The following is a 12,500-nucleotide window of genomic DNA, read 5'->3' on the forward strand; positions in this document are numbered from 1 at the left end:
AGGCCGAGCGGTTGAAAGACTTCCGGCAGCCATCGGAGGACCGGACCAGGCTGAAGCATGCCCTGGCCCGGATCCATCCGTTTTCGGCGTCCGCGGAAGACAAAGAAGGCCGATCTCCCCGGAGATCGGCTTTCTTGTCTATGCTGCCTACGCCTAATGCCTAAGCACCTACCTAATGCCTCTGCATATGCCTGTTCAAGCCATCCGAATTTCCGCGATGCAATCCGCCGCTTCGTACAACTCGTCATCCACGGCGTTGCTGACGGGATAGGCCCGCAGCTGGAAAGGCTCGAGCGGCTGCAGATGCCGGCGCAGGAACGAAAACTCGCGGATCGACGGATTGAGCCAGTCTTCCAGCCCTTCCTCGTCCAGCACGATCGGCATCCGATCCTGCAGCAGGGACAACGGGCCTGATGCCGATACGGTCACGATCGTCGCCGCACGCATCAGCGAACCCTCTGGCGTTCTCCACTCGTCATACAAGCCAGCCATGGCGAACAGCGGCTGTCCCTGGACCATGATCCGCATGGCGCGAGGCTGCTTCGGTCCGTTCTCCTCCGCTCCCCTTTGCCAGCCGTACATTCCGCTGCAAGGAATGATGCAGCGGCCGCTGATCAGCATCTGCTTGAAGCATGGCTTGGATTCCAGCATCGAGACATCGGCATTGACGGCATCCTTGGCCCAGAACGGAAACAGTCCCCATCTGGCATCGTCCATGATTCTCACGCCGTGGCGGTTGTTGCGGATGACAGGGACGTTCTGCGTCGGAGCGATATTGTAGCGCATCGTCGGAATTCGGACGGCATCGCGGATCGCGAACCGGTGTTCAAGCTCCTCGATGTCAGACGTAAGCGAAAAACGCACGCACATAGTTGTTGGCCACCTTCCCGGTTGTTCGTCTCGCTTCCAGTATCTGCAACCGGAGGGAAGTTATGCGCGTGCCGGGAAGGAGATGACGGAAAGGAGATCCCGCAAACCTCTCCTCTCTCTCCTATCGCCTGTGGATGGAGCCGGCGGCCGGTTATCGGCGGCGACGCTCCCGGAGGCCGAAGCCTCTAGGGATATCGATCATTTCAGCCTGCGAATCATGGACAAGGTTGATGGTATGCGGGCTTGATCCTTGGCTTCATTAACAGTCAGGGCGTGAACCGTTTGCGGAAGCGATGCGGCGGTATGCCCGCATGGGCGGCGAACAGCCGCGAGAAATGCGGCGTTTGCCTGAAGCCGCTCTCCTCGGCGACGCGGGCAATCGGCCAGTCGGTCGTCAGCAGCAGCAGCTTGGCCCTGTCCAGCCGGTAATAGAGCAGATATTGCTGCGGAGTGCAGCCGAATGTCTCCACCATGCAGCGGGCGATATAGACGGCGTGGTAGCCGAGCGCGCTGGCCAGCTCCGCGTTCGTGACCGATTCCCGGTAGCTTTCCTTCATATAAGCTGCAGCCTGCTCGGCGACCGCAGAGGCGGATGCCCGGTAGACGCCTGTCCGGCCTGCAGCCTCGAGCTGCCGCAGCAGGTCGAGAAAGCTCATCTGCCGGGTCCAGAAAGCCCCGTGGTCCGGGCTTGACGCCGCCTCGTTCAGCAAGGCGAAGGCTGCGGCGGCAGGCTGGCCGGATATGCCTGCGATCAGCTTGGGCAGCCTGACCGTATGCGTGTAATGGTCCCCGACCAGCGTGGACTCGTCCCCTTCGGCCGTTTCTTCCCACTCCCCTTGGAACTGGAAATGAACCCAGTCGAACTCCGTCTCCCCGGTGCATGCTCCAGCGCCAAGCCGGGGGCGGTCGGGACGCAGAATGAGCACTTGTCCCGCCTCCACCGTCCAGGTGCTGTCTCCTTCTGTCACGGAAAGGGCTCCCCGCCGGACGTGAATCAGCTCGAACATGCCCAGATCGGTCCGGCTCGGGTGCTCCTCTCCCGCATCGTATGACGCTCTCCTGGCCTCGACCAGGAAGGGCAGCGGCGGGCAGCGGAAGGTCAACAGTCTCGTATCAGGCATTTCTTCATCTCTCCCAAATCTCTAGAAAACCGGCAGCCGCTTCCGGCGGCTGCGGCTGTTTGTCCATGGCTTCGGCGCATCTGCCGGATCGGCGTGCGCCAAGGCCGTTGCATCGGCAGAAGCCGGGCACCCTCTGGAGGGGCCCGGCTTCCCGGATGCATCTATTGTAGCAAATCGATCGGACTCCATCAGCTTTCGCCCGGTTTTTTGTAGAAGGAAGGGGATTTTCCCGTGTATTTCTTGAATTTGGCGTGAAAATAATCGACGTTGGCGTAGCCGACCTTCTCCGCGGCCTGGCGCACCTTCATGCCGCCTTCCAGCAAGGCGATCGCCCGCTCGATGCGCAGACGGTCGAGATAGGCGTTGAAGGAGACGCCGGTATGGCTTTTGAACAGCTTGCCTAAGTAGCCGCTGTTGTACCCGAACAGCTCGGCAAGCGTCTCCAGCCTCAGCGGCTCGCCGTAGTGGCGCTCGATGAAGCCGGTCATGCGCCGCAGGACACTGCCGCTGTCCGACGCGTCCAGCGACTGCTGCACGGCGGAGAGTCCGGCGGCCAGCTCCGCGCGCATGGAGCTCCATTTGGCGTGCCGGTAGACGCTCGCCGCGAGGGCGCCGTGGCGCCCATCTGCAGGAGCGCCGCCATGGCGCCCAAGCTCGGCCATGACCAGCGTCATCAGCTCGGCCATCGCCGAGGAGAACGCCGGGCGCGACGCATTCCCGGCCGCCAGCGAGGCCGCCGCCTCGTCCAGTGAGGCGACGATGCCGGACATGCCGCCCGTCTCCACGGCGCGGCTGAGCGCCAGGGCGAGCTCGGCCAGGCGTGCAGCATCATCTTTTCCTTCCGCCGCGCGAGCCGCTGATGATCCGGTATGGCCGGGAGCTCCCGCCGCCGCAAGCATCGCAGGCCGCTCGGTATGGATGCGGCCCGGCTCCAGCAGGAAGCGCAAGGCCATCAGCTCCTGCGCCTCCAGCAGCGAACGCGCGGCTGCCGGCGGCTCCTCCGCGCATGACCCCGCGGCGGCGGTGAAGCCTCCTTCGCCTGCGCTTTCCTCCAGCAGCTTCGCGGCGGACCGCAGCGCCGATTCCCCGCTTGGAATCAGCAGCCCCAGAGAGGTCCCGGCCTCGAAGACCGGTCCAAGCCCTCGGGCTGCGGCTCCCGCCTCCAGCCTCCGCCTGAATTCCGCCTGCTCCAGGCCGTCTTCCTGTCCGGCCTCCGCCAGCAGCACGCGGCCGCCGGGAGCGCCTCCATGGAGCAGCCGCCACAGATCCGCACCGGAGGCGTCCCGCCCGCCGGCTTCTGCATGGACCCCTGGAAGCATGCCGGCTCTTCCGGCATCTGCGGCGATCGACAGCGCCCCCTCCGCATCTCCCGCCAGCAGCGCCAGCAGCGCTTCTTCCCGCCGTTTGGCCGGATCGGCCGCCTTCCCGCGCTCCTCATCCAGCGAGCGGGCGATCCGCGCCGCATACTGCTCCAGCTCATCCTCGTCGACCGGCTTCAGCAGGTAGCCCTCGATGCCGTAGCGGATCGCCTGCTGCGCATAAGAAAAGTCGGCATGGCCGCTCAGCACCATAATCCGGCAGGCGGAATCCTGCCTCCTGATCTCCTCGACCAGCTCGAGGCCGTTCATCTTGGGCATCCGGATGTCGACCAGGATCAGATCCGGGGACAGCTCCCGGTACAGTCGCAGCCCCTCCATGCCGTCCGCCGCCAGCCCGGCGACCCGGAATCCCAGCCGCTCCCATTCGATCAGCGTCTGCATGCCTTCCCGAATCGCCGGCTCGTCATCGACAATCAACAAGCTGTACATCCGCTATCCCTCCTTCATCCGGGGAATGAGGAGCCTGATCTCCGTCCCTTCCCCCTCCTTGCTCTCGAGCCTCAGGCCGCTGCCCGGGCCGTAATTCAGCACCAGCCTCTGATGCACGTTGCGCAGCCCGATCCGATGCCCCTTGTCCTCGCTAGGATCGTCCAGGGCATCCCGGTTGTCCCGCAGCCGCTCCGGCGTCATGCCGACGCCGTTGTCGGCGACGGCCAGCTCCAGGCCTCCGTCCTGCAATCTTCTTCCCGCAATCGATATGCGCCCGCCTTCCCCGATGCCCTCCAAGCCGTGCACGACGGCATTTTCCACCAGAGGCTGCAAAATCAGCGGCGGGATGAGCGTCAGCGACATCTCCTCCTCGACATCGATGACGAATTCCAGGCGGTCCTCGCCGTATCGGAATTTCTGGATTTCCAAGTAGTACCGGACGATCTCCAGCTCCTCGCCGAGAGGAATATGACGCTGCCCGATCTCGATGTTGTTGCGGATCAGCCTTCCGAGCATGCGCACGACGGAAGCGATCTCTTTCTCGCCCTTCATATGGATCCTCATCCGGATCGATTCCAGCGCGTTGAACAGGAAATGCGGGTTGATCTGGCTGGCCATCATCTTGAGCTTGATGTCCCGCTGCCTCACCTCAAGCTCAGTCCGCTGCCGGTGCGAATCCTCCACCTCAGCCATCAGCCCGCGTATGCTCGCCACCATATTGTTGAACTGCCGGGACAGCAGTCCGATCTCGTCGTTGCCCTGGATGTCCGAATACACCTGCAGATCGCCCTTGCCGACCCGGCTCAGGTTGCGGTACAGCACGAGCGTGCGCTTGGTCAGCACCGAGGCCACGATGTAGATGAGCACAAGCGCGATCGCCATGCTCACGGCCAGCACGCCCATGCCGAGGCGGGCGACGCGGTTCGCTTCCCCGACGATGCTCTCCACCGCGAACACGGATACGATGCGCAGCCCGTTGACGCTCGAGGCAGGGTTCAGCTTCTCGATGACGACCCGGTATTCCTCGCCGCCGAAGGTCATGTTGTACGTCCCTTCGGCTTTGCCGCCGAGGCCGGGGAACTCAAGCTCGGACAGGTTCTTGCCGATCCATGAGCCGTTCTTCGCCGCGGCGACCGTGTCCGAAGCGTCCACGATCATCGTATCGTAGGGCTCCTGCCGCAACATCGTGTCGAACAGCTTCGGGTTGACGTCGATGACGAGGACGCCGCTTGTCTTATAAGTAGGAAAGGGGATCAGGCGCACGAGGCTGAGCGATTTCGCTCCTTTCCTCGTCTCGTTGGACGTGTACATCCAATGGATGCCGTCCTTGGCGTTGGCGGCCCGGTACCAGTCCGTCCTGCGGACGGCGTCCGTCAGATGAAGGAACTCCCAATTCTCCAGCAGCGTATCGTTGTCCGCGTACAGCCGGATATAGTCCACCTCGCGGTACAGCTTCACGGCGCTGCGGAAATCGTTGAACTCCCACAGCGCATGCGTAGAGTCGAACACGGTCGCGTACCGGGTATTGACCAGATTGCTCAGGTCCGTGCTGACCATGTAATCGTCCGAGAGCTCCATCGGAATGCGCAGGATGTCCGCTGTCTGCGTGACGATCTTGTCCACGTTGTTCGTCGTCTGCCGCGTCGCCTGCTCAAGCACGTTGTTCCGGTACTGGGCCGTCAGGAAAATGCCCACGATCAGCACCGGGATCAGCACGACGATCAGGAAGGCGATGAACAGCTGGCTCTTGAGCCGAAGGTTGTTGAAGCGGAATCCGATATGCCGGATGACTTGTCTCACTTGCGGATGCCTCTCTTTCGATCCATGAAGAAGATAGTCTTAGACCGTATCGTAAGGCAACCGCTTACAAAGGTAAACGGAAACTTCCGCCGCCGCTCAAGCGGCGCAGGCAGCTGCTCCAGCCCGGCAAGAACGGCTCCTGCATGAATACGAGCCTGGATTCCCCTTCTTCCCGGATAAAAAGACCCGAAGGCAGCCCTCCCCGATTCGGGACGGCTGCCTCGGACGCGGCCGGGATTACTTGGCCGACCACTGCTCCACGCGGTCTTTGACCGCTTGGGTATAGATTTTTTCGATCTTGCTCAGGTTGACGTCGTCCAGCTGCTTCAGCATGGAATCATACACTTTGTCGAAGTCGGCCGGCTTGGCGAGCACCGCTTCCGGAATCTTCTTCCAGATGATGTCCTCCGCCTTCTTGAAGATGACATTGTAGTCTGAATCGGAAGGAGCCGGGATGTTCCAGGCTGCGCCGTAAGGACGCTCCTTGAACTCGCTCTCGTTCGGGAACAAGTCCTTCCACGTCGTCGCGCCGTATGCCTTGAGCGTTTCCTTCTCGGCATTCGTGTAGCCCGCCACGATCTGATCCGGGAAGTTCGTCGTGTAGTAGCTGCCGCTCGGATCCTTCACGCCGTCGCCGTAGTGAGGCCCGAAGACGAAGTACAGCCCGACGCCCGTATTTTTGGTGAAGTTCGTGTTGTCCTCGGTTTTCTGCTTCTGGATATCGGCCGGAATGACGCGGATGCCGTTCTCCACGTTGTACTGCTTGCCTTCGATCCCCCAGTTGCGCAGCACTTGGCCTTCGTCGGAAGCCATCCAGTCGAGGAACTGGATCGCGCGGACGGGATCCTTGCAGTCCTTCGTGATGGCGATGCCGTAACCCGCCATGAAGCCGGTCGGCGCGAAGCTGTGGTCTTTGACATCCGAGGAGATCGTGACCGGGAAGTGGGCGTACGTATACGCTCCGTCATCCTTGCTCTTGACCGCGTTCTCGGCGTCTCCGTAGCCCCATTCCTGGTCGATCAGGCCGAGCACGCGTCCGCTGGCGATCTTGGACTTGTACTGGTCGCTCTTCTGCACGAACGCTTCCTTGTCCAGCAGCCCTTCGTTGAACATCTTGTTCAGCCAGCGGAAGTATTCCTTCTCTTCCGGACGGCGGATATGGAAGGATGCCTCGTACGTGTCCGGATTGATGTAGTATTCGCCGTCGTCGGGCAGGCCCGTAGCGAGGAAGGCCGGGTTGGTGCCGGTAATCATGATGCGCCAGTCGTCCGTGTCCAGCGTGAGTGGAATGGTCGGCTTGCCGTCGGTCGTCGGGTGCTTGGCGTAGTAGGTTTTGAGGGCGTTCTCGTAGTCCTCGAGCGTCTTGATCTCCGGATAGCCGAGCTCCTTCAGCACGCGCTGCTGCAGCTCGAAGCCGCCGCCGGCGTCGAAGTAGGTCTGATCGATGGAGTCGTTGCTCGGAAGCACGTAGATCGACGTGTCTTCTTTGCTGTACTTGAGGCGCTGCATGTATTTGCCGTATACCTTCTTGAGGTTCGGGGCGTGTTTCTCGATGAGGTCGGTGAGGTCGATCAGCGCTCCGGCGTCGACCAGCTTGTCGACGTCGCCCTTGGCGAACACCATGTCGGGGTACTGGCCGCTCGCCGCCATCAGCGAGATTTTGTCCGTCCCTCCGCCGGATACCGCGTACTCGGCCTTGATCGTGACGCCAGTCTTCTCGGTGATGGCTTTGCCGACTTCATCCTGCATGTTGTTCCAGTTCGGGCTGGCGTCGGCTCCGAAGAAGCTGAACGTGACCGGCTTGAGATCCTGCTGGCCGGCATCCGCGTTGGCCGCGCCGCCCTGGGTATTCGAGGACACGGCTGCGTTCGTATTGCCTCCGCCGCTGTTGTTGCTGCCCGAGCAGCCTGCAGTCACGGCGAGCACGCCGGCGAGCACCAGCACAGCCGTCGCTCTTGGTTGTCTCATCTTAAGCATCTTCAAGCTCATAACCTCCCTAGTGGTCTGAAAAAGCCGTCTGGAAAACGATTCGAAGCAAACGCATTCATTTGGCTCTATTTAAAACAGGCTCCCCGAAAGACGATAGGCGCTGCGCGGCCGGCCATTCTTCCCTGTCTTTCGGAAGAGCCGGCCCGCCTTGCAGGGAAGGCCCGGCGAAGCCTTACGCCTTGACGGCTCCAAGGGTCATGCCGCCGACAAAATACCGCTGCAGGAACGGATAGACCGCCAGGATCGGCACCGTCACCACGATCGTGATCGCCATCTTGATCGATTCCGGCGACACCTGGTTCATCAGCTTCGTCATGTCCTCGTTGCTGGTCCGCATGTTCGCTCCGCCCTGCTGCGTGCTCTGGAGCACCTTCATCAGCTCGTACTGCAGCGTCGTCCAGGTTTCGCTAGAGCCGTTGTACAGATAGGTGTCGAGCCAGGCGTTCCACTGCCCGACCGCCAGGAAGAGCGCGATCGTCGCGAGCGCCGGCTTGGCGAGAGGCAGAATGATGCGCCAGTAGATCGTGAAGTCGTTCGCCCCGTCCAGCTTGGCCGACTCCTGCAGCGCGAACGGCAGGCCGTCGATGAAGGAGCGGATGACGAAGACGTTGAACGCCCCTACCATTCCCGGCAGGACGTACACCCAGAAGGTGCCGATCAGATGCAGGTCGCGCATCAGGATGTAGACCGGAATCAGCCCGCCGGAGAAGTACATCGTCAGCGCCAGGAACACCGAGACGAAGCGGCGCGCCTGGAAGTCGGGGCGGCTGAGCGTGAAGGCCAGCATCGAGGCGCTCAGCAGCCCCAGCACGGTGCCGACGAGCGTCCTGAGGATGGAGATTTTAAACCCTTGCATGAGCCCCTCGTAGGCAAAGATCACCTTGTAGTTCTCCAGCGTGAACTGCCGGGGCCAGAGGCTGATGCCGCCCCGGACCGTATCCTGCGAATTGTTCAGCGAGATCGCCAGCACGTTCAGGAAGGGATACAGCGTGACGGTGACGAGCAGCAGCATGATGACAATATTGATGACGTCGAATACCCGTTCGCCGCGGGTGGCGTTGAAAGCCTTGTTCATCGTTGGTCCCCCCTTTACATGATGCTTTCCTTCGTGACCTTCTTCAGCACGCCGTTCGCCAGGAACAGGAGGAAGATGCTCACGACGGAGTTGAAGATGCCGATCGCGGTGCCGAAGGAGAACCTCGCCAGGCTGAGCCCGTAATTGAGGGCGTACAGATCCAGCACCTCCGAGTAATCCTTGACCAGGTTGTTGCCGAGCAGGAACTGCTTCTCGAAGCCGATGCTGATGAGATGCCCGATGCTCATGATGAGCAGCACCGAGATCGTCGTGCGGATGCCCGGCAGCGTAATATGCCACATCTGCCGCAGCCGGTTCGCTCCGTCCACTCTAGAAGCCTCATACAGCTCCGGGTCGATGCCGGCGATGGCCGCAAGATAGATGATCGCGCTCCAGCCGAGCTCCTTCCACAGGTCGGAGGCGGTCACGATGCTCCAGAACCAGCTTCCTTTGGCCATGAACTGAATCGGCTCGTCCGTGATATGCAGCCACATGAGCAGGTTGTTGACGGCTCCGCTGTCGGTCGACAGCATTTTGGTCACGATGCCCGCTACGACGACCCAGGAGACGAAGTGAGGCAGATAAGAGATCGTCTGCACCGTCCGCTTGAACATCCGGCCCTTCACCTCGTTCAGCAGCACCGCGAACAGGATCGGGACGACGAAGCCTACGATCAGGCCCATAAGGCTCATCGCCAAGGTGTTGCGCAGCACGAGGTAGAAGCGCTCGTCGGTGAACAGCTCCTGGAAATGCTTGAAGCCGACCCATTTCTGCTCGCCGAACGACTTGCCCGCCTTGAAATCCTGGAACGCCATCGTCCATCCCCAGAGGGGCATGTAGCTGAACACGAACACCCAGATCACGAACGGAATCGACATGAAATACAAGTACTTCTGGGACTTCATTACTTTCCAGAACCGGGCCGGGCCCGAGCTTGCGGCTAGTGCGGCTCCATCCGGACCGGCGGCAGGATGCTTTTCTGTCAGCGCTTTCACAAGCTCCATCATTCCTTTCTTCCGCGGCATTCCGGGCAGCTGCGCCCGGGCATGTCCACGCTTGCTTGTGTTTCCCTATGCCATCCATGGTAACGCATTCACCCGGGCCTTCCTACCGGAGGGATCGGAGCGAAAATCAGGTCAAAATTAGAGATTTCTGAAAGCGCATTCCTGCTCTTCCGCAAGCATGTCTATGTGCTCGACGGGCAAAAAGGCTCGTCTACTCCTCCCTCGGCCATAAAATGGCGCTGGGCGACGCCGGTAAGCTGTTCGCGGAATAAACGAAAGGCCCTTTAAGTGTGCTGCTGCGCTTAAAGGGCCTTTTTCTCATTCAGGGTCATAGAAGATGAACTCAGGATTCCAATCGATGATCGCTGCGCAGCCGGACTGTTCTTCCGATCGCCGGTCATCGGTCATCGGTCAGCGGTCAGCGCAAGATGATGACGACTGACGCTTCTCCAGCGAAGCCGTCCAGGACGACGGCTCCATCCGCAAGCCGCGCTCCTTCTCCGGCAACCTCTGCGATCTCGCCTGTTCCTCCGTGCAGCGAGAGGCGCAGCGGCTTGCCGGCTCCGCTCGCGCGCAGCTCGAGACGATTGCCCGAGCGGCTGACCTGCGCCATCAGCTGCACCGCTCCGGACGTATCGCATACGACCGCGCTCGCGCTCGCGCCGTCCTCCAGCGCGTACAGCGCCAGCTCTACGGAATCGGCGTAGTCGTAGTCCGGACGGCTGTCGACCGCGCCGAGCGCAAGCAGCGTGTTCGGCCGCACGAGCAGCGGCAGGCTGAGGAAGCCGTGGCGTTCCTTGCGCCAGCGTCCGCCCTCGACGGCTTCGCCGGTGAGCAGCGAGGTCCAGCGGCCTTCCGGCACGTAGTAGCTGACGTCGCCGGACTCCGAGAATACCGGCGCGACCAGCAGCGAGCCGCCGAGCATGTACTGGCGGTCCAGCGTTTCCGCCGCCGGATCTTCCGGGAACTCCAGCAGCATGGCGCGCATGCCGGGCACGCCTTGCTCCTTCGCTTCGACGGCAACGCTGTAGAGGTAAGGCATCAGCTTCATTTTCAGCTTGGTGAACGTCCGCGTCACTTCGACGGATTCCTCGTCATAAGCCCAAGGCACCCGGTACGACGTGCTGCCGTGCAGCCTGCTGTGGGTGGACAGCAGGCCGAACTGCAGCCAGCGCTTGAATACATGCGCCGGGGCGGTGTTCTCGAAGCCTCCGATGTCGTGGCTCCAGAAGCCGAAGCCGCTCAGCCCGAGCGACAGGCCGCCCCGCAGGCTCTCCGCCATCGACTCGTAATCCGCGTAGCAGTCTCCGCCCCAGTGGACCGGGAACTGCTGGCCGCCCGCCGTCGCCGAACGGGCGAATACAGCGGCCTCGCCGCGGCCGAGCTTGCGCTCCAGCGCCTCGAATACGACCTTGTTGTAGAGGAAGGTGTAGTAGTTGTGCATTCCCTCGGGATGGGATCCGTCATGGTAGGCGACATCCGTCGGGATGCGCTCGCCGAAGTCCGTCTTGAAGCTGTCCACGCCCATGTCCATCAGCTCGTCGAGGTACCCGGCGTACCAGGCGCAGGCATCCGGATTCGTGAAGTCGACCAGCGCCATGCCCGGCTGCCACAGATTGGTCTGCCAGACGTCGCCGTTCGGCTTGCGCACCAGGTAGCCCCTGCTCCGCCCTTCCTCGAACAGCCGCGAGCGCTGCCCGATGTACGGGTTGATCCAGACGCAGATCTTGAGCCCCTTCTCCTTGAGGCGCGCCAGCATGCCGGCCGGATCCGGGAATACCCTCTCGTCCCATTTGAAGTCCGTCCAGTGGAATTCCTTCATCCAGAAGCAGTCGAAATGGAAGACCGACAGCGGCAGATCCCGCTCCGCCATGCCGTCCACAAAGGCGTTCACCGTCGCCTCGTCATACTCCGTCGTGAACGAGGTCGACAGCCACAGCCCGAACGTCCAGGCCGGCGGCAGCGCCGGCTTGCCGGTCAGGTCGGTGTAGCGGCCGAGCACCTCCTTCGGCGTCGGTCCGTCGATGACAAAGTATTCCAGCGCTTCGCCGGGAATGCTGAACTGCACCTTCTTCACCTTTTCCGAGGCGACCTCCAGCGAGACCGCGCCCGGATCGTTGATGAACACTCCATAACCTTTGCTCGTCAAGTAAAAAGGAATGTTCTTGTACGCCTGCTCCGAGCTCGTGCCTCCATCCTTGTTCCAGATGTCGACGGCCTGGCCGTTCTTCACGAAGGCAGTGAAGCGCTCGCCGAGCCCGTATACGAGCTCGCCGACCGACAGGTCCAGCTCCTCGCGCATGTAGGCTTCTCCGTCCGGACCCGTCACATGGGCGATCGACTTGAAGCCGCTGCCCGTCAATCGTTCCCCGCTGCGGAAGAACGATACCGAGCACTGCCCGCCCTTGTCGATCCGCACGCTCAGATTCCCGCTCTTCAGCTCCGCGTAGGCGTCCGTCTCCGCGATCTCGGCATGTCCGGCAGCGGCGGCACTGGCTCCTGTTGTATTTTCGGCTCCGGCTTCATGTCCGGCTCCGGTTATAGCTCCTGCCAGATGTCCGCCACGAAGCTCGAAATGCGGCCCCCGGTCGACGGCACCCTCGAAATGCGTCAGCTTGACCCCGATCACTCCCGGCAGCGGGGAGTGGAAGCGGATCGTCAGCAGCTGGGTATTGATCATGCTGCCCCGTCCCCTCAGCGGCGTCGTGGAGGCATACGCCGTCAGCACTCCGTCTTCAGCCCGGCAATCGTGAACCTGCATGGCGCTCTCTACGGAGTAGCCCTCCCGGATCAGCCAGTTTCCGTCCGTGAATTTCACTTCGCATCCATCCTT

At 61.9% G+C, this 12,500-nt stretch carries 8 protein-coding genes; all 8 read right to left on the reverse strand.

Features of this window, described 5'->3' with window-relative positions:
- Window positions 1–195: 195 nt before the first annotated feature.
- Window positions 196–870, reverse strand: a complete 675-nt coding sequence (locus tag AC06G8_RS20085) for an SOS response-associated peptidase (protein WP_447662837.1) — start codon at window positions 868–870, stop codon at window positions 196–198.
- A gap of 266 nt (window positions 871–1,136) precedes the next feature.
- A complete protein-coding gene (locus AC06G8_RS20090; protein ID WP_480283691.1) occupies window positions 1,137–1,991 on the reverse strand; it encodes a helix-turn-helix domain-containing protein in 855 nt (284 codons plus the stop codon).
- A gap of 188 nt (window positions 1,992–2,179) precedes the next feature.
- Entirely contained in the window at window positions 2,180–3,799 is a 1,620-nt protein-coding gene (locus AC06G8_RS20095; RefSeq protein ID WP_480283692.1) for a response regulator transcription factor, read from the reverse strand.
- A 3-nt stretch (window positions 3,800–3,802) separates the two neighbouring features.
- On the reverse strand, window positions 3,803–5,599 hold the full coding sequence (locus AC06G8_RS20100; protein WP_480283693.1) for a sensor histidine kinase: 1,797 nt from the start codon (window positions 5,597–5,599) through the stop codon (window positions 3,803–3,805).
- A 237-nt stretch (window positions 5,600–5,836) separates the two neighbouring features.
- Window positions 5,837–7,576, reverse strand: coding sequence for an ABC transporter substrate-binding protein (locus AC06G8_RS20105; protein ID WP_480285472.1), 1,740 nt, complete (start codon window positions 7,574–7,576; stop codon window positions 5,837–5,839).
- Window positions 7,577–7,760: 184 nt separating this feature from the next.
- The gene (locus AC06G8_RS20110) at window positions 7,761–8,663 is read right to left on the reverse strand and encodes a carbohydrate ABC transporter permease (protein ID WP_480283694.1); all 903 of its coding nucleotides are present in this window, start codon (window positions 8,661–8,663) and stop codon (window positions 7,761–7,763) included.
- Between the two features lie 14 nt (window positions 8,664–8,677).
- Window positions 8,678–9,658 carry an ABC transporter permease gene (locus AC06G8_RS20115; RefSeq protein ID WP_480285473.1) on the reverse strand — a complete coding sequence of 327 codons (981 nt, stop codon included), beginning with the start codon at window positions 9,656–9,658 and terminating at the stop codon, window positions 8,678–8,680.
- 427 nt (window positions 9,659–10,085) lie between these two features.
- The gene (gene yicI / locus AC06G8_RS20120; protein WP_480283695.1) at window positions 10,086–12,485 is read right to left on the reverse strand and encodes an alpha-xylosidase; all 2,400 of its coding nucleotides are present in this window, start codon (window positions 12,483–12,485) and stop codon (window positions 10,086–10,088) included.
- Window positions 12,486–12,500 lie beyond the last annotated feature (15 nt).

The organism is Paenibacillus sp. SJS-P3 (assembly GCF_056711585.1).

Bases quoted from the DNA above. Each gene is read 5' to 3' on its own strand.
- AC06G8_RS20110 (WP_480283694.1), bottom strand. From the start codon at position 8,663: ATGAACAAGGCTTTCAACGCCACCCGCGGCGAACGGGTATTCGACGTC.
- AC06G8_RS20105 (WP_480285472.1), bottom strand. From the start codon at position 7,576: ATGCTTAAGATGAGACAACCAAGAGCGACGGCTGTGCTGGTGCTCGCC.
- AC06G8_RS20085 (WP_447662837.1), bottom strand. From the start codon at position 870: ATGTGCGTGCGTTTTTCGCTTACGTCTGACATCGAGGAGCTTGAACAC.
- AC06G8_RS20095 (WP_480283692.1), bottom strand. From the start codon at position 3,799: ATGTACAGCTTGTTGATTGTCGATGACGAGCCGGCGATTCGGGAAGGC.
- AC06G8_RS20090 (WP_480283691.1), bottom strand. From the start codon at position 1,991: ATGCCTGATACGAGACTGTTGACCTTCCGCTGCCCGCCGCTGCCCTTC.